Annotated in this window: 19 protein-coding genes and 1 pseudogene; 6 read left to right on the forward strand and 14 right to left on the reverse strand. The window is 37.3% G+C overall.

The window, feature by feature from the left end:
• Positions 1–20: 20 nt before the first annotated feature.
• Complete coding sequence (locus tag MHB70_RS20670) at positions 21–305, reverse strand: post-transcriptional regulator (protein ID WP_000890217.1); 285 nt, start codon at positions 303–305, stop codon at positions 21–23.
• A gap of 185 nt (positions 306–490) precedes the next feature.
• Here MHB70_RS20670 and spoVB point away from each other — a divergent pair, with 185 nt between their 5' ends.
• Entirely contained in the window at positions 491–2,050 is a 1,560-nt protein-coding gene (gene spoVB / locus MHB70_RS20675) for a stage V sporulation protein B (RefSeq protein WP_061529656.1), read from the forward strand.
• Between the two features lie 56 nt (positions 2,051–2,106).
• On the opposite strand, the gene MHB70_RS20680 is transcribed toward spoVB, so the two are convergent.
• Complete coding sequence (locus MHB70_RS20680; RefSeq protein WP_000455378.1) at positions 2,107–2,763, reverse strand: DUF421 domain-containing protein; 657 nt, start codon at positions 2,761–2,763, stop codon at positions 2,107–2,109.
• A gap of 103 nt (positions 2,764–2,866) precedes the next feature.
• Between MHB70_RS20680 and MHB70_RS20685 the strand changes: the two genes are divergently transcribed.
• Positions 2,867–3,250, forward strand: a complete 384-nt coding sequence (locus MHB70_RS20685) for a TIGR04086 family membrane protein (RefSeq protein WP_000349137.1) — start codon at positions 2,867–2,869, stop codon at positions 3,248–3,250.
• Positions 3,251–3,287: 37 nt separating this feature from the next.
• Here the strand turns inward: MHB70_RS20685 and yajC are convergent, their stop codons facing one another.
• Genes yajC through ruvA form a run of 6 tightly spaced genes read right to left on the reverse strand, consistent with a single transcriptional unit; the run spans position 3,288 to position 7,621 of the window.
• Complete coding sequence (gene yajC, locus MHB70_RS20690) at positions 3,288–3,548, reverse strand: preprotein translocase subunit YajC (protein ID WP_000991114.1); 261 nt, start codon at positions 3,546–3,548, stop codon at positions 3,288–3,290.
• Between the two features lie 27 nt (positions 3,549–3,575).
• Entirely contained in the window at positions 3,576–4,715 is a 1,140-nt protein-coding gene (tgt, locus tag MHB70_RS20695) for a tRNA guanosine(34) transglycosylase Tgt (protein ID WP_000125368.1), read from the reverse strand.
• 12 nt (positions 4,716–4,727) lie between these two features.
• The gene (gene queA / locus MHB70_RS20700; RefSeq protein ID WP_000354013.1) at positions 4,728–5,780 is read right to left on the reverse strand and encodes a tRNA preQ1(34) S-adenosylmethionine ribosyltransferase-isomerase QueA; all 1,053 of its coding nucleotides are present in this window, start codon (positions 5,778–5,780) and stop codon (positions 4,728–4,730) included.
• A 19-nt stretch (positions 5,781–5,799) separates the two neighbouring features.
• Entirely contained in the window at positions 5,800–6,000 is a 201-nt protein-coding gene (locus MHB70_RS20705; RefSeq protein WP_000136158.1) for a DUF2905 domain-containing protein, read from the reverse strand.
• Positions 5,997–6,998, reverse strand: a complete 1,002-nt coding sequence (ruvB, locus tag MHB70_RS20710; RefSeq protein WP_000344470.1) for a Holliday junction branch migration DNA helicase RuvB — start codon at positions 6,996–6,998, stop codon at positions 5,997–5,999. The genes MHB70_RS20705 and ruvB overlap by 4 nt, the downstream gene beginning before the upstream one ends.
• A gap of 5 nt (positions 6,999–7,003) precedes the next feature.
• Positions 7,004–7,621 carry a Holliday junction DNA helicase RuvA gene (gene ruvA / locus MHB70_RS20715; protein WP_000464514.1) on the reverse strand — a complete coding sequence of 206 codons (618 nt, stop codon included), beginning with the start codon at positions 7,619–7,621 and terminating at the stop codon, positions 7,004–7,006.
• 188 nt (positions 7,622–7,809) lie between these two features.
• Here ruvA and MHB70_RS20720 point away from each other — a divergent pair, with 188 nt between their 5' ends.
• Complete coding sequence (locus tag MHB70_RS20720; protein ID WP_061529657.1) at positions 7,810–8,754, forward strand: iron-hydroxamate ABC transporter substrate-binding protein; 945 nt, start codon at positions 7,810–7,812, stop codon at positions 8,752–8,754.
• Positions 8,755–8,765: 11 nt separating this feature from the next.
• Here MHB70_RS20720 and MHB70_RS20725 read toward each other — a convergent pair whose 3' ends face one another.
• Positions 8,766–9,296 (reverse strand): BofC C-terminal domain-containing protein, encoded by a 531-nt coding sequence (locus MHB70_RS20725; RefSeq protein WP_000871206.1) that lies wholly within the window; start codon positions 9,294–9,296, stop codon positions 8,766–8,768.
• Positions 9,297–9,729: 433 nt separating this feature from the next.
• On the opposite strand from MHB70_RS20725, the gene MHB70_RS20730 reads away from it, so the two are divergent.
• The gene (locus MHB70_RS20730; protein ID WP_002039655.1) at positions 9,730–10,173 is read left to right on the forward strand and encodes a hypothetical protein; all 444 of its coding nucleotides are present in this window, start codon (positions 9,730–9,732) and stop codon (positions 10,171–10,173) included.
• 33 nt (positions 10,174–10,206) lie between these two features.
• Here MHB70_RS20730 and MHB70_RS20735 read toward each other — a convergent pair whose 3' ends face one another.
• The 5 genes and pseudogenes from MHB70_RS20735 to nadB all read right to left on the reverse strand — a co-directional run bounded on the left by MHB70_RS20735 (position 10,207) and on the right by nadB (position 16,629).
• A complete protein-coding gene (locus MHB70_RS20735) occupies positions 10,207–10,854 on the reverse strand; it encodes a YhcN/YlaJ family sporulation lipoprotein (protein ID WP_001093525.1) in 648 nt (215 codons plus the stop codon).
• Positions 10,855–12,722: 1,868 nt separating this feature from the next.
• Positions 12,723–12,885, reverse strand: a pseudogene (gene safA, locus MHB70_RS31170) (SafA/ExsA family spore coat assembly protein); the annotation flags it as partial.
• Positions 12,886–13,109: 224 nt separating this feature from the next.
• A complete protein-coding gene (gene nadA, locus MHB70_RS20745) occupies positions 13,110–14,216 on the reverse strand; it encodes a quinolinate synthase NadA (protein ID WP_000025286.1) in 1,107 nt (368 codons plus the stop codon).
• A 30-nt stretch (positions 14,217–14,246) separates the two neighbouring features.
• Positions 14,247–15,080 (reverse strand): carboxylating nicotinate-nucleotide diphosphorylase, encoded by an 834-nt coding sequence (nadC, locus tag MHB70_RS20750; RefSeq protein ID WP_001092204.1) that lies wholly within the window; start codon positions 15,078–15,080, stop codon positions 14,247–14,249.
• 19 nt (positions 15,081–15,099) lie between these two features.
• On the reverse strand, positions 15,100–16,629 hold the full coding sequence (gene nadB, locus MHB70_RS20755; RefSeq protein ID WP_001138523.1) for an L-aspartate oxidase: 1,530 nt from the start codon (positions 16,627–16,629) through the stop codon (positions 15,100–15,102).
• A 155-nt stretch (positions 16,630–16,784) separates the two neighbouring features.
• Between nadB and MHB70_RS20760 the strand changes: the two genes are divergently transcribed.
• Positions 16,785–17,927 carry an IscS subfamily cysteine desulfurase gene (locus tag MHB70_RS20760; RefSeq protein WP_000973768.1) on the forward strand — a complete coding sequence of 381 codons (1,143 nt, stop codon included), beginning with the start codon at positions 16,785–16,787 and terminating at the stop codon, positions 17,925–17,927.
• Entirely contained in the window at positions 17,927–18,469 is a 543-nt protein-coding gene (locus tag MHB70_RS20765; RefSeq protein ID WP_000812272.1) for a transcription repressor NadR, read from the forward strand. The genes MHB70_RS20760 and MHB70_RS20765 overlap by 1 nt, the downstream gene beginning before the upstream one ends.
• Positions 18,470–18,476 lie beyond the last annotated feature (7 nt).

An 18,476-nucleotide genomic window follows, 5' to 3' on the forward strand; every position in this document is an offset into this window, starting at 1 on the left:
AACAAACCAATTGCAGTCAGTTATTTATTTTCATACTCATCAAATGACCAAAGTGGCGCTTGGTATGCTTCAACAGTTAAATATGTCATATATTCATTAGGTGTTATTCTTAATACATCGTTCACTAATTCATACAACCTAACATTACTGTCTATCTTTTTCCACTTTTTCACTTTAAGAAACTTCCAAATGTCATCATCTGTCACTCTGTCATAACCGAACATTTGAAACTCCTCTACTTTACTAACTAAAACGACTTGTAACTGTCCGCGGTATGATTCTACCAAATCTTCTTTTTCTAACATACGTAACATCTCCTTATAATTTCAGCACGAAAAGTCGCTTTTATTCCCGCTCTAATGGACAGCAATAACTACTTTCAAGAGCACTATCATACTTCACTCTCTTAAATGCTTGTCATTCTTGTCTCGTACGTGCATATAAATTATTGTAAATCATTCCACTGATTTTGAGAAGGTAGGAGAAGACCATGACGAGACAAAGCTTTTTAAAAGGCGCATTTATTTTAATGATTGCCGGCTTTATTACCAAAATTCTTGGATTTATTAACCGGATTGTAATGGCACGTATACTAGGAGAAGAAGGCGTTGGCCTTTATATGATGGCCGTTCCTACATTCATTTTAGCAATTACATTAACACAAATCGGTCTTCCTGTCGCAATCGCAAAATTTGTAGCAGAAGCGGAAGCGGTGAACGATAAACAAAAAATAAAAAAAATATTAACCGTATCACTAGCTGTCACTTCCTTTATTAGCATCATTTTAACAATGGGCATTATGCTCCTCACACCTATTTTAGCGAAAACATTATTAACCGATGAAAGAACGTACTATCCATTAATGGCCATTTTACCTGTCGTTCCTGTTATTGCTGTTTCTTCTGTTTTACGCGGTTATTTCCAAGGGAAACAAAATATGAAACCTAGCGCTTATGCTCAAGTGATCGAACAAGTTGTCCGCATTACAATTATCGCTGTATGTATTCGAATATTTTTACCTTATGGCGTAGAATATGCTGCAGCCGGCGCTATGTTATCAGCCGTTCTCGGCGAAGTTGCATCCTTATTATTCTTACTCACTTTATTCCAACGTGAAAAACACTTATCTATACGCTCTAGATTTTTCACTACCGTAAAGGAGAGCAAAGATACATTTTATTCTCTTATGGATATCGCCCTTCCAACTACAGGAAGTCGTTTAATCGGTTCTGTTTCTTATTTTTTTGAACCTATCGTCGTTATGCAAAGTTTAGCGATTGCCGGAGTTGCCGCTTCTGTCGCAACCCAGCAATACGGTATATTAAACGGTTATGCATTCCCGCTCCTATCACTACCCGCCTTCATTACATACGCTCTTTCTACAGCGCTCGTTCCTTCAATTAGTGAAGCAATGGCAAAAAGGCAACATAAATTAGTGGAGCACCGTTTACAACAAGCACTTCGAATTTCATTAATTACTGGTGGGTGGTCTGTCGTTATATTATACGTATTCGCTTCCCCTGTTTTAACTCTTATGTACGGATCAGACAGCGCAACAGCATTCATTCAGCTACTTGCACCTTGCTTTTTATTTCATTATTTTCAAAGTCCACTTACATCTGTATTGCAAGCTTTAAATTTAGCACGCGCTGCTATGATGAACACATTTATTGGCGCCATCGTGAAATTAATCGTTATTTTTGTACTAGCTTCAAAGCCAGAATTTCAAATGATGGGGGTTGCTCTCGCTATTGCAGCAAATATAGTAACAGTAACATTCCTTCACTACGCTACCGTTTTAAAAAAGATTACATTTACCATTTACGCAAAAGACTATATTTTCGGCGGACTTGCCATCGGTATTGCAGGTGCCTTCGGTTTTCACCTTCATAAGTATATTATTTTCTCTCATTCTCTTGGTATACAAACATTATGGGAAATCACTTTAACAACAATGGTTTATGTCGTTCTCCTCTTCATCTTTAAACTAATTCGAAAAGAGGAGTTAAGTCGCCTCCCTATCATTCGTAAACTTTCATTTTTGAAATAAAGTAAAACTTTCATTAGCGAGACTTTTCCGGGCTTACTATTTAAAATGGTAAGCTTTTAGTTTTCTTTCAAATCAACAAAAAATTGTCCATTTTGAAAACTACAGTATAAAATTTGTGTTATATCGTTATAACCTAAGTTTTTTAGTTTTTCAATGAGCCATTCGTCTGTATGTTCAATCATTTGCAAATGATTAGATTGAATTTCTCCATCAATAATTAATGGCAGAGTAAAAATAGGCGTATCATTTTTACTCTTTTTACTTTTTTGTTTTTGAAAAACGGATAACTTCCCTGATGGTTCCAAAATAGCGTATTCCACATCCCGCACGTCTCCGACCCCTTGCTCCCTTAATTGCATCATTAAATCATCTATGTTATAGCGCTGTTTTCTCATCTTTTTTTCATCAATTTTTCCCGCATTTATAAGAATAGCAGGCTCCCCTTCTATTAAATGCCGAAATCGTTGAAACTTCAAAGAAATAACCGACAAAATGATTTGTATGCACATAAGGAAAGTCATCGGAACTAATTGATGCCAAAGTGATTTATCTGTATTTTCAATCGCTACTACAGCCATTTCACCAAGCATAATGAATACGACTAAATCTAATACACTTAGCTCTCCAATTTCACGTTTACCCATAAGACGGAAAATAATTAAGATAATGATATACAAAAGCATCGTCCGGCCAATTATCGATACCCATTCCATTTCTACATCTCCTTTTTTACTTATAGATTCCCCTATAGAAAAGAAAATAGTCTAACTTAAGCAAAAGAGAAATATGCTTGTATTAAAAAGGGGGAATGCATAAATGGATGGAACGAAAAAATTATCAACTGCAATTGGTTTCGGTATTATTACCCTACTAATTCTCGCATCTATTACTAGCATGGTTATGGCTCTATTATTAAAGTTTACGAACATGAATGAAAGTACATTAACCGTCACTATTTTGATACTAGCTCTTTTATCTATGCTTATGTCTGGGTTTATTGCTGGTAAAAAAGCACAAGGGAAAGGTTGGCTAGTTGGTTTTACAACAGGACTCACATTCGCCATACTCGTTTTTCTAGTTAACTATTTAGGCTTCTCTCAAACTTTATCGAACTCACAGTTACTTTACCAATTGGCATTAATGGGCGCGAGTACACTCGGTGGTATTTTCGGTGTAAATATGTCAAAGCAAAATAATTAAAAAAAGGCCCTGCACATTTCATGCAGGGCCTTCCTCATTAGTTTTTCACAACTTCACGAATCGCATTGCGATCGAAAGTTAAGTGTGCACCACCAGATTTAACAACGATTTTCGTTTCATCTACTGATTCGATTGTACCGTGTAAGCCACCAATTGTTATGATAGCATCACCTTTTGCTAATTCGTTTTGCATTTGAGCAACTGCTTTTTGACGCTTTTGTTGCGGGCGAATTAATAAGAAATAGAAAATCGCAAACATCGCAACGATCATAACGATATTCATCATACCTGCATTCATCTTTTGTTCCTCCTTTTAAATTATGTATTAGAAGTTTTTAGCATTCGGTTTATTAAAGCCATACTGTTCAAAGAACTCTTCGCGGAAATCACCAAGACGGTCTTCACGAATAGCTTGTCTCACCTGCTCCATTAAGTTTAACAGAAAATGAAGGTTGTGATAAGACGTTAAACGAATTCCGAACGTTTCATCACATTTCATCAAGTGACGAATGTACGCACGAGAGTAATTTTTACATGTGTAGCAATCACAATTAGGATCAAGCGGACCGAAGTCTCTTGCGAATTTCGCATTTTTTACAACTAGACGGCCTTCACTTGTCATACATGTACCATTTCGAGCGATACGAGTTGGAAGTACGCAGTCAAACATATCAACGCCGCGAATTGCCCCATCAATTAACGAGTCAGGAGAACCTACTCCCATTAAGTAACGTGGCTTATCATCTGGAAGAAGTGGTGTTGTAAACTCAAGCACACGATTCATAATATCCTTCGGTTCACCAACAGATAAACCACCTATAGCATAACCAGGGAAGTCCATTGAAACAAGGTCTTTTGCACTTTGGCGACGAAGCTCTTCAAACTCTCCGCCCTGTACGATACCGAATAAACCTTGATCTTGTGGACGTTCATGCGCTTTTAAGCAACGTTCTGCCCAGCGGCTTGTACGTTCTACAGATTTCTTCATATATTCAAAAGTAGCTGGGAACGGTGGACACTCATCAAATGCCATCATAATATCTGAACCTAATGCATTTTGGATTTCCATCGCTTTTTCTGGTGATAAGAATAATTTATCTCCATTTAAGTGGTTACGGAAGTGAACGCCTTCCTCTTCAATACGGCGGAAGTCACTTAAACTGAATACTTGGAAACCACCAGAATCCGTTAAGATTGCACGGTCCCAGTTCATAAATTTATGCAAACCACCTGCTTCACGAACAATTTCGTGACCTGGACGTAGCCATAAATGATACGTATTACTTAAAATAATGCCAGAATCCATTGCTTTTAATTCTTCTGGTGACATTGTCTTAACTGTTGCAAGTGTACCAACTGGCATGAATGTTGGTGTATCAAATGAACCGTGCGGCGTGTGTACACGACCTAAACGTGCACCCGTTTGTTTACAAGTTTTAATAAATTCATAACGAATTGCTGTCATAATTTACTCCTTTTATTTGTTTCTCATTTTAGCGTGAGATGCAACGAACATTGCGTCACCGAAGCTAAAGAAACGATATTTTTCTTTTACTGCTTCATTATAAGCATGAAGTACATTATCTCTATTTGAAAATGCACTTACAAGCATAATTAATGTTGATTTCGGCAAATGGAAGTTTGTAATTAAACCATCAATTGCTTTAAATTTATATCCTGGGTACATAAAAATATCTGTCCAACCAGAAGCTGCGCAAAGCTTACCACTATGATCGGTCGCAATCGTTTCTAACGTACGAGTTGATGTCGTACCTACAGTGATAATACGTCCACCATTCTCTTTCACACGATTTAATAATGCCGCTGTCTCTTCAGACATATGGTAATATTCTGCGTGCATATGATGCTCTTCAATCGTATCTGCAGAAACTGGTCTAAATGTTCCAAGCCCTACGTGAAGTGTAATAAATGCTAACTGAACGCCTTTTTTCTTTAACTTCTCAAGTAACTCTTCTGTAAAGTGAAGTCCCGCTGTCGGCGCTGCTGCTGAACCGATTTCTTTCGCATATACTGTTTGATAGCGATCGCGATCTTCCAGTGTCTCTTTAATATATGGAGGAAGTGGCATTTCCCCAAGTTCATCTAAAATTTCATAGAAGATGCCGTCATATGAAAATTCAAGCTGACGCCCACCTTGATCTGCAGTCCCTGTGCAAGTTGCTTTTAATTTCCCTTCACCAAAAGAAATTACAGTTCCTTCTTTTACACGTTTCGCTGGCTTAACAAGCGTTTCCCACTTATCGCCTTCCTCTTGTTTCAAAAGAAGCACTTCAATGTGCGCGCCTGTATCTTCTTTCACACCGTGCAAGCGAGCAGGCATAACTTTCGTTTCATTTAAAACTAAGCAATCCCCCTCATGTAAGTAAGAAAGAATGTCCGTAAAATGTTTATGCTCAATATCACCAGTTTCACGGTCTAACACCATTAATCTTGATGTTTCACGATCCTCTAACGGGACTTGTGCAATAAGTTCTTCTGGTAAATGAAAATCAAACAGATTAATATCCATAACTGTATCCACCTATTTCTTATTTGAATCGATTTATTATATACATAATAAAAGATAATGCAATACTTAACACAATACATGTAATGATAGGAAAATAAAAGGTAACGTTACCTTTTTTCACAAAAATATCGCCTGGAAGCCTTCCAATGAACTTCCAAGCTAAGCCAACAACAATGAGTAAGATACCTGCTGTTATAAGCAATTTCGGTATCTCCGTCATACTTTTGGCATCTCCATTCCGAAATGTTCATACGCAAGTGGCGTTACGATTCGGCCTCTTGGCGTTCGTTGTAAAAAGCCAATTTGTAATAAATACGGCTCATACACATCTTCAATTGTATGAGATTCTTCTCCAATCGTTGCCGAAACTGTCTCTAATCCAACTGGGCCACCACGGAATTTCTCAATTATACCGAGCAATAATTTATGATCAATATGATCGAGTCCTAATTTATCTACCTGCAGTAGTTCTAATGCCATTTGTGTAATTTCCATTGCAATTGTTCCGTCGCTGCGAACTTGTGCGAAGTCACGTACACGTCGTAATAAACGATTCGCAATACGAGGTGTACCACGGGCACGTCTTGCAATTTCTAGTGCGGCTAACGAATCAATTTCCACTTCGAATACTTCCGCTGTACGTTCAACAATCGCAGAAAGCTGATCCACTGTATAATACTCTAATCTTGAAAGTACACCGAAACGGTCACGGAGCGGCGCTGATAATGCTCCGGCACGTGTTGTCGCTCCAACTAATGTAAATGGAGGTAAATCTAAACGTACAGACCGTGCTGACGGTCCTTTTCCAATTACGATATCAAGGCAAAAATCTTCCATCGCAGGATATAGTACTTCTTCAATTGATCTATGCAAACGATGAATTTCATCAATAAACAATACATCTCCAGGCTGAAGTGCTGTTAATACCGCTGCTAAATCTCCTGGTCTTTCAATTGCGGGACCTGACGTCGTTCGAATGTTAACACCCATTTCATTGGCAATAATATTCGCAAGCGTCGTTTTACCAAGTCCAGGTGGTCCATATAAAAGTACGTGATCTAACGTTTCTTCACGCATTTTCGCCGCTTCAATAAACACTTCTAAATTATGTTTCGCTTTATCTTGGCCAATATACTGACGGAGCGTCTGTGGCCGTAATGAATACTCTAAATCCGCATCTTCGTATCCAGATTCCCCTGAAAGGAGACGTTCGTCCATTATACTCACCTCTTACCATTTAGTAAAAGACTAAGTGCCTTTTTAATATATTGATCTGTCGTTAATGATTCTTTTAATAACTCTGGTACAACACGAGAAACTTCCCGTTCTGCATAACCAAGTGCACGCAGTGCTTCCAGTGCTTCATCAAGTTCAACTGAGGAACCTTTCTTCTCATCAAAACTTTCAACATCTGAGAACAAATCAACAAATGCATCTGGTACAACATCTGCTAGTTTTCCTTTTAAATCTAAAATCATTTGGCGCGCTGTTTTCTTTCCGACGCCCGGGAATTTCACTAAAAACTTCTCATCTTCATGTTCAATCGCTTGAACGACCTGTCCTGTTTGACCAGAAGCTAAAATCGCAAGAGCGCCTTTTGGCCCAATGCCAGACACACCTAACAATTTTGTAAATAATAAACGCTCTTCACGTGTTTTAAACCCGTAAAGTGCCATAATATCTTCTCTCACATAATGATATGTATAGACACGGATTTCTTGCTTACTTCTTTGAAATACATACGGATTTGGTGTGAAAATTTGGTACCCAATTCCATTATGGTCAATTACGACATATTCCGGTCCTACATACTCCACGTAACCTGTAACATATTCAAACAAAATACGATCTCTCCCTCTTAAATCATGTATTCCATTTTAACATATTTAATGATAGAAAAGCGAGACTACCCCAACAAATGTTCTCCGTTTAAAACTTCTGTTATTTTCCATTGACAGAAAAGATAAAGCACCTTAATATACAGGAGTCGATAATGATTATCAATACTAATTAAAGGGGTTACATCAGGATGAAACGTAAGTTATTTATTTTATTAACTATTATGCTAGTCGTTCTTTCTATCGTTGGCTGTTCTTCTCAAAAAGAAGCGTCAAAAGCAAAAGAACAACCGAAAACAAAAGTTGTGAAACACGCTAAAGGGGAAGCTACAATTCCAGTAAATCCAAAGAGAATTGTTGACTTATCTGGATCAACAGAAGAGTTATTACTTCTTGAACACAAACCTGTTGGTACAGCAAATACATATAAAGATAAAATCCAAAATCACTTAACAGACAAGCTAGATGGCGTAAAAGCAGTTGGCTGGTACTGGGCACCTAAAGTTGATTTAGAAGCTGTTACAGCTTTAAAACCGGACTTAATTATTTTAAATAATCGTCAATTAAAAATTTATGATCAATTAGAAAAGGTTGCACCGACTGTTGTTCTAGAAACAAACTTAGAAGACTGGCGCGGTAAGTTTAAAGAAGTAGGTAAACTATTTGATGAAGAAAAGAAAGCTGACAAATGGATTGCCGACTACGATAAAAAAGCAGACTCTTTATCTAAAAAAATTAAAGAAAAAACAAAAGATGAAAACTTTATGTTTGTCGCAGTTACACCACAAAACTTCCGTGTATACGGTAGCTTCGGATACGGTGACATCATCTTTAACGACTTAAAACTTCCAGCAACAAAAGGTACAGATTTAAAACAAACGATGGCGCAAGTATCATTAGAAGGGCTTGTTGCATTCCAACCTGATCAAATGTTTATTGTAAACTTCGGCGGCGAGGCTGATAAAGTGTACGAAGACTATAAAAATAGTGCTGTTTGGAAAGACAATAAAGCAGTAAAAAACAATCACGTATATGAAGTATCGAATGAAATCTTCAATACGAAAGCATTCAATCCAATCGGAAAAGATATGCTAATTGATGAAATCGCAAAAGAAATTTTAGCTAAAAACAAGTAAGAAAAAGCAGCTCACCATGAGCTGCTTTTTTTCTTATTTTGCACTGCATATTGCTTCATTTTTTCAATCGTCTTCACAAAACTTTCTTTTGATTTTATACGAATACCACGTTTCAATTTCGCACGCTCATAACTCTCAAGTTTTTTCATATCAATTTGAAAGAAAGAATGAATCGCATTATCACTTTTTGGTACACCCTTGAAAATTTGTAATATCCCTTCCTCTGAAACACCAAAATAGCCGCTCGTCTTCAATAACGGAGAAATATCGTCCACTTTCTTTTGCAATACAATTTGTACATCATCACGATCAACGAGTTGCCATTCTTTATATTGCTGTAAAAACTTTTCTAAATCCGCTACTTTTTCTGTAAATATTTCTTCACTTACTTCTCCATCAACATACATACGCTCTAATAAAATTGTAACTTCAGATTCTTTTTCTGTTACTTCTGGTACTGGTCCTTCCGCCCTCACACTCGTTTCATAGGCTAAACAAAACATCATCACGAAAGCTTGCACTGCAATCAGTATCCATTTCATTTCCGTTCACCTCTTTTAGGCAAAATCAAACTTTCATTAGTAGTTTTGCCGAAAGTGGAGGTTTTATCCATATAAACAACCACATTACATTTCTCTCAAAAATAAAAAAATGCAGATAAGGTTTTATCCTTATCTGCATTAGCATTTGTTTTTATATAAAATGAAAGACGCCTGCAAGCAGGCGTCTTGATGCGTTTACGGCGAGAGACCAGGCGACCACATTCGCGTGTTTAGCACTTAAGCATATCTCTCGTCTTACGTAAATTAGCTCATCGCTTTGCTAATATAACATTAATAACGTATAAGTGCAACATTTTTATAACAAATATTTTATTTTCTCTTTCACCCAAACGAACTTTATGTAAATTATAAATTGATAAATGTAATATATATATTACGATTAATGTAACAGCGAAATCATAATAAACAGGAGATGGATATTGTGAAAAAAATAAAGGATGAACGTCTCATTCTGAAAACATTAAAAAACATACGTATTGCCTTTCTTTTTCAATCACTTGGTATAATTGGCATTTTAGGCTATATCGGATTCACTGAAGGAATGGATCAAATTACGAAATCTCCATTATGGTTATTATTTATCCTTACAAGTATCGTACTTAGTTATTTACAGTTAAGCGTTTCTATCGATGTAGAAGAAGGCGAAAAGGATATAAAGTTAACTCCTTATTACAAAATTATTTTACGCTCTCTTATTGTAGGAACTATTATAGCCATTATTTATATCATTTTCAGTCCAGAAAGACCTCTGTTTGAAGCACTTCTAACAGGTAGTATTTTCTTCATATGCTTTTTAATTTCTTATTCCGTTAGTTATTTTATTAAAAAACGTCGTTTACAAGATAACGATGAATAAAGAGGAAGGGCAACCCCTTCCTCTTTTGTTTTTCTATCGCACTGTACCAGTTAAACCGTAACGAATGTCTCGGAACATATTTCCTATGTCACGATTAAAATCATTTGTAACTGTACCGTTACGTAGACGCGTACTCATTGCATCGACACGAGTAAACATATCATTTCTTACAGAAACATATACGTTTCTGTTTCCAACTTCATTTGAAACCGCTTGACGAATTTCGTTCGCCATCGCCGTTTCATTTGTCGCTGTGTTACGTGGTTTTACTGCAATCGCTACGTCGTTTCCATATACAACCGTAGACACGCGGTCTACGTTATTCATACGTTTCACACGATTTGTAATTCTTTCTGCAGTTTTACCATCATTGTTAATGTATGAATTGTTCATTGTAATATTACGAGTTGGATGCGGATTAGCAATTTGCCCGTTGTAATTTACATCACGGTAATAATTATTATATCCTGTATCGTTACGACCGTTTCTATATGTTACATAATCTGTATAACGATCGTTACGCGCTACATTATCACGATACTGATGTGTATCATTATAAGATGTACGCTCGTAATTGTAGTTACGTCCATCCATCGCATTGTTATCTTTTGGTGTACCACATGCAGCTAATGCACTGGTAACTAACAAAGAAGCAGCAATCACTTTTACTTTCGTATTCAATACAAAAACCCCCTCTGTTAGAATGAACTTCTCTTCTGAAAAGCTCCCTCTTATGATGAGTAACAGAGAAGGTTTTTACACTGTTAATATTTCACTGGGAATTTTCTAACACTTGATGTAAATCTTCCGTTTTCAAAACAATTCTACATACAAAAAAGGTGGGAATAATCCCACCTTTTTTTAAACTTCTTCTTCGTCCTCTTCTTCTGCGACTGGCTCTCCAAATACATTTGGTGGATCTGGTTGATAATACATCGTCCCTGGCTGTGGTGCATATGCAGACTGCGTTGGTTGATAATATAAAGGATTAGCGTATTGTGGTCCCCCAGGCTGCGGACTATATAACCTACTCTCTCCTCCGCATCCACAATCTTCCTCACCTTGTATGAGTGGCGGCATATTGTTATCCATTGGCATCATATTTGAATTTGGCATAGACGTATACTGTGGTCCAAAAGGTGCCCCTTGCTGATATGGCATATTGTAATATGGGTTTTGTTGTTGATAATATGGATTCGGCGGCATCATCGGCTGTTGATACGGCATTTGATATGGCATCATATTCGGTGGTTGATTGTTATCCATGATCGGCATCATATTTGGCATTTGATTGTTATCCATGATCGGCATCATATTTGGCATTTGATTGTTATCCATGATCGGCATCATATTCGGCATTTGATTGTTATCCATAATCGGCATCATATTCGGCATTTGGTTATTATCCATAATCGGCATCATATTCGGCATTTGATTGTTATCCATAATCGGCATCATATTCGGCATTTGATTGTTATCCATAATCGGCATCATATTCGGCATTTGGTTATTATCCATTATTGGCATTATATTTGGTGGTTGGTTGTTATCCATTATTGGCATTATGTTTGGTGGTTGATCGTTATCCATTATTGGCATTATATTTGGTGGTTGATTGTTATCCAGCATTGGCATTATATTTGGTACTTGAATATTTGGCGGTATGACTTGTGGGATAACCACATTTTCTTTCGATACATTTGGTGATACTATGCTTCCTACATTTTCTTTCTTCACTTGCGGCGATACTATATTCCCTACATTTTCTTTCTTTACTTGCGGCGACACTATGTTTCCTACATTTTCTTTTTTCACTTGCGGCGATACTATATTCCCTACATTTTCTTTCTTTACTTGCGGCGATACTATGTTTCCTACATTTTCTTTCTTTACTTGCGGCGATACTATGTTTCCTACATTTTCTTTCTTTACTTGCGGCGATACTATGTTTCCTACATTTTCTTTTTTTACTTGCGGTGATACTATATTATCCTTTTTCGTTTGCGGAGAAATGACGTTGTTAGGTTTCATTTTCGTAATTTGCGGAGCAATTAACTCGCTTCCTTTTTTAATTACATCTGAAATTTTATATTCTTTTTTCGTTTTTATTGGCGGTTGCGGCGGCTGTGGTAATACATTTATCGAAAACTTCGTATTTTCTTTTTCCGCTGGTTTTTGTTTTTCTATAACAGGTGGCTTTTGAATAACAGACGGTTTTTCAGCTGGTTTTTCTTTTTGAATTGGCTGTTCTTTTTGCACTTCTTTTTGTGGTTTCACCTGTACTTCTTTTTGCGGCTTCACTTGCATTTCCTTTTGTGGTTTTACTTGCACTTCTTTTTGTGGTTTTATCTGTACTTCTTTTTGCGGTTTTACTTGCACTTCTTTTTGTGTTTGTTGCATAGCGGGCTGCTGGGTAATTGGTGCCGATTGATACGTAACTTCTTCCTCATCTTCTATTCCAAGCGGCGTTGGTGTTGCTGCAAATTCTTTTTGTTGCACTTCTTTTACGTATTGCTTTGGAGGTGCTGATCCTGCTCCAGCTTGCTGTTTCACGTGGACGCCGTTTGATGGTACTTTAATTTTCATACCTGGCATGATTAAATCTGGATTACTAAGCTGTGTATTTGTTTTTTTCAGCGTGTCAAAATCCACTCCGTACTTTTTCGCAATTTTCCAAAGGGTATCCCCTTTTTGCACGATATGAATTTTCAAATTTTCCCCCTCCTGTATAACTTATCTATAAGTAACAAATCTCATGAAGTAACCCTTTCTAAATAACATTAACTTCTTTTCACTTTTATCACTTCTTCTATTTTCAATATAGTTGGAAGTGGAATAGGCATAAAAACCACAATGATTTCTTCAAAACAATGTATGCCCATTTCGCTCTCGTTATGATTATATGTATGAAAAAAAGCAACGGTATTCCCGTTGCTTTAAACACGCTCTAACATACGATTTAATGCGAGAACTGCTTCTTTCGTTACTTGTTTGTCTACGCTAATAACGTTAATCTCTTCTCCGCCTTCTATCATTTCAAGCACCCATAGTAAGTGAGGGAGGTCAATTCGATTCATCGTTAAGCACGGACACATAAATGGATTAAGTGAAACAATTTCTTTATCTGGATGTTGCTGAATAATTCGGTTCACTAAATTCATTTCTGTACCAATTGCCCATTTACTTCCAACTGGAGCTGATTCAATCATATCAATAATGTATTTTGTTGAACCTGCATAGTCTGAAGCGGCTACAACTTCATAGCAACATTCTGGATGTACAATAATATTCATATCCGGATGATTTTTCCGCACACTTTCAATATTTTTCACTGTAAAGTTTTGATGAACTGAACAATGTCCTTTCCATAAAATCACTTGGATTTCTTCTATGTTTCCATCGTATTCTAATGAATCTGTATGTGGATCCCATACCGCCATTTTATCTAACGGAATACCTAAATCGTGCGCTGTATTTCTTCCTAAATGTTGGTCTGGTAAAAAGACAAGACGCTCTTTTTGTGTAAACGCCCAAGAAACCATTTGTTTTGCATTTGAAGAAGTTACTGTCGCTCCACCATTACGACCGCAAAACGCTTTAATTGCAGCTGTAGAATTTACATATGTTAACGGAATCATCGTATCTCCAAATAACTTCGTGAGCTCTTTCCACGCTCTTTCTGTTTGTTCAATATCTGCCATGTCCGCCATTGAACAACCTGCGCGCATATCTGGTAAGATGACAACTTGTTCATCTGTCGTTAACATATCTGCTGTTTCTGCCATAAAGTGCACACCACAAAACACAATGTATTTTGCTTCTTTATTACTCGCTGCAACTTGCGCAAGCTGAAGTGAGTCCCCTGCTGCATCAGAAAATTGTACAACTTCATCCTTTTGATAATGATGCCCTGGAATAAATAACGTTTTCCCCATTTTTTCTTTAATTTCACGAACACGCTTTTCCATATTTTCCATTGACATTGTGTAATAACGCTCTGGTAACATCGTTTCAATTGGCTGTACTTTTTCTAAAATACTCATATACCTTTCTCCCCCTCTAAGCCACTTTCCTTACGCTTCAATATTGAAACTAATATCAAGTGCTTTCACTGAATGTGTTAACAATCCAAGTGAAATATAATCTACCCCTGTTTTTCCATATTTCGATAAATCTTCAACTGTAATGCCACCTGACGCTTCCGTAACAATGGCGCTTGGCACAATCTTTGAAAACTCTCGAATTTCATCTGGCGTACGGTTATCAAACATAATAATATCCGCACCGGCTGCTACTGCCTCTCTCACTTGCTCCTCCGTTTCTGTTTCCACTTCTACTTTCACCATATGTCCTAATTTTTCTTTCACCGATGTAATAGCTTTTGTAATAGAACCAGCAAACGCAATATGATTGTCTTTAATCATGACACCGTCATATAAACCGAAGCGGTGGTTAAATCCACCTCCGCACACGACTGCATATTTATCAAACATACGTAGCCCAGGCATCGTTTTTCGCGTATCACAAATGCGAGTATGACTACTATCTAACGCAAGAACCGCTTTACGTGTCATCGTGGCTATCCCACTCATACGCTGAATAACGTTTAATATAACGCGCTCTGCTGTTAATAACGAGGCAATTGGACCTTGCACAGTTGCAATGATTTCGCCTTTTTCTACAAGATCCCCATCTTTTTTATGAAGCTCTACTTCAATTCTCTCATCAATTAATTTAAATCCTGATTCAATTACTAAACGTCCTGCAAAGACCCCTGTATCCTTCGCAAGAAACGCTCCTTTCGAAAGCAAGTTATCTGGAAAAATAAGCTGAGATGTTACATCTCTTTCCCCTATATCTTCTAAAAAAAATCGATTTAATGCTTCTTTAACTTTTATCGTGTTCATAAAGCCCCTCTTCCCCTCATCACACAATTTGTAGTTTTCTCTTTACTCGAACAATCTCTTTCTTTCCTATATTTCTATCTGGATAATCACTCCGGTAATGCCCGCCAATACTTTCTTCTCTTTGCAAGGCTGACACAACTATAAGCTCACAAACCGTTAACATATTAATAAGCGTTATCTCTTCATTCGTAAGAACATCATGTTGTAATATCATATTTCGAACACCATACTTACTAAGCCATCTCTTCGCATAAGATAAACTGTGCTCTGTTCGCACAATCCCAACATATTTCATCATGCATTTTTGTATTTCTTCTTTCGTCGGTAAATGATTCAGAACGATAAACTTTGCTTCCTTTTCGGCTAGCATGTTCACCTTTTCTTTTGTCTCTCTAGATAAAATGTGTCGTCCGATTCTTTTTCCAAACACAAGACCTTCTAATAATGAATTACTCGCTAATCTATTTGCACCATGAACCCCGTTACAAGCTACTTCACCGACTGCGTATAAGTTCAGAATAGACGTCTCTCCATCACAGTTCGTTTTCACGCCGCCCATGTGAAAATGAGTACCGGGCACGATCGGAATAAGTTTTTTATTTATATCGACTCCATTTGTTTTACATATCGATGACACGGTCGGAAAGCGTTGTTCAAAGTTTTGAATCATTTCGATGTTTAAGTACACTTTTTCACCCGCAAGTAGCTGTTCATGAATAGCCCTAGCCACTACATCACGCGGGGCTAGATCCTGTTCAGGATGTATCTCCATCATAAAACGCTGTCCTTTTCCATTTATAAGGACAGCTCCTTCTCCGCGAACAGCTTCGGACACGAGACCGGAACAACGCCCACCCGCGTATAACATCGTCGGATGAAATTGTATAAACTCTAAATCTACAAGTTCCCCACCTGCGCGGTACACCATTGCAAGTCCATCGCCTGTAATTGTCTCATCATTAGAAGTAAAGGCGTATAAACCGCCAATACCGCCTGAAGCTAACACCGTATAATCTGCATTGTAACGTTTCAGTTCTCCTTTATTGTTGCGAGTTAAAGCCCCAACACATTTATCTTTTTCTATAATAAAATCGAGCACCATTTCCTGTTCCACTACCGTAACGTATGGAGCTACTTCTTGAATAAGATGCTCTAATAAATTCTTTCCTGTTGCATCGCCACCTGCATGTAAAATACGACGTTTTCGATGCGCCCCTTCTTTTCCAAGATGAGGACCTGTTTCATCTCCATCAAATTTCATTCCTCTTTCAATAAGGTTATTAATTTCTTTCGGTCCTTCCTCGACTAAATAACGGACCACTTCTTCATTGTTATAATGACACCCTGCTACTAACGTATCTTCAAAATGATCATTAGGATTGTCATATGCCGCTACCGCTGCGGCAATTCCACCTTGAGCTAAATGTGTATTATTATTACGTTTCGTCTCCTTTGTGATAATAATCACATTCTTTTCGTGACAAATCTCTTTTGCAACACGAAGTGCCGCAACGCCACTTCCAATAATTAAGACATCTGCACTTGGCATAATTGTTGCCTCCTACTTTACACTTTTCAACTGTCTTGACACCTATATTTACATAGTTTTAAAATAATGACAAGAGTTTTTTTATAATTCTTATTTTCACTACTACCATTTAAAAAGTAAAAGAAATGTAACTCTTACTAGAGAGAGGAACTTACATGATGATATATCTTGACTATGCAGCTACTACACCTATGAGCGAGGAAGCGTTACAAACATATATGAAAGCAGCTTCGCAATACTTCGGAAATGAACAAAGTTTACATGATATTGGAGGAACGGCTTCTTCTTTATTACAAGTTTGCCGAAAAACATTTGCGGAAATGATTGGAGGCAAAGAACAAGGAGTATTTTTCACAAGCTGTGGATCGGAATCGAACTATCTTGCGATTCAATCACTTCTAAGTGCCCGAAATAAGAAGCATATTATTACGACACCTATGGAACATGCATCCATTCGAAGTTATTTTCAATCTCTAAAATCAAAAGGCTATACGATCACTGAAATTCCTGTTGATAAAAGCGGACTCATTTGTTTAGTAGATTTAGAGGCAGCTATTACAGAAGATACTGTGCTAGCAAGTATACAGCATGGTAACTCTGAAATTGGGACTGTTCAAAACATAGCAGAAATTGGGGCCCTTTTAAAAACATATAATATTTTATTTCATACGGATTGTGTGCAAACGTTTGGTAAACTGCCTATCCATGTTTTTGAGATGGGAATTGATAGTCTTTCTGTTTCAGCACACAAAATATACGGTCCAAAAGGTGTCGGCGCTTGCTATATAAATCCGCAAGTTCGCTGGGCACAAATATTCCCGGGAACTTCTCACGAAAAAGGATTTCGCCCAGGCACAGTGAACGTTCCTGGCATCGCATCTTTTTTAACAGCTGCTGAAAATATATTGAAAAATCAACAGGTAGAAAGTTTACGTTTTAAAGAGTTACGATCCTACTTTTTAGAGGAATTACAAACACTTCCGCTAGAAATTGAAGTAGAAGGTCATTCTACTTCTTGTTTACCACATATTATTGGGGTTACAATAAAAGGAATAGAAGGTCAATATACAATGCTAGAATGCAACCGCCGCGGTATTGCCATCTCGACCGGAAGTGCTTGCCAAGTTGGTAAACAAGAACCTTCGAAAACAATGCTTGCAATTGGAAGAACGTATGAAGAGGCTAAACAATATGTCCGCTTCTCTTTCGGACAACAAACAACGAAAGAACAAATTGATACTACTATTCATGCACTACACACAATTGGAAATCAATTTTATAGAGGTGTTAAATCATAATGAAACAAAATGAACAAAAAAAAATTTTAGGTGAAGAAAGACGACAACTTATCCTTCAGTGGCTGCTTGCTGCAAATGAACCGTTATCTGGAAACGAACTATCTAAGAAGACAAACGTAAGTAGACAAGTTATTGTGCAAGATATCTCCTTACTAAAAGCAAGAAACGAGCCAATTATCGCAACTGCTCAAGGCTATTTATATTTAAAACCACAGGAGAAGCAACAGGCTTTTGAACGCGTGATTGTATGCCAACATAAACCAGCAGAAGTACGTCAAGAACTTACAATGCTTGTTGATCATGGCGTTACGATTAAAGACGTAAAAGTTGAGCACCCTGTATACGGCGACTTAACAGCATCAATTATGGTAAGTAATCGATTTGATGTAGAGCAATATTTACAAAAAATCGAAAATACAAATGCTTCCTATCTTTCGCAACTAACAGATGGTATTCACTTACATACAATTGAAGCAGATTCTAAAGAAAAATTAGACGCTGCTTGCGAGGCTTTAGATAAAGCAGGATTTCTCGTTTATTAATGTAAAG

Source organism: Bacillus sp. FSL M7-1020, from assembly GCF_038050415.1.
Classification (GTDB): Bacteria; Bacillota; Bacilli; order Bacillales; family Bacillaceae_G; genus Bacillus_A; species Bacillus_A toyonensis.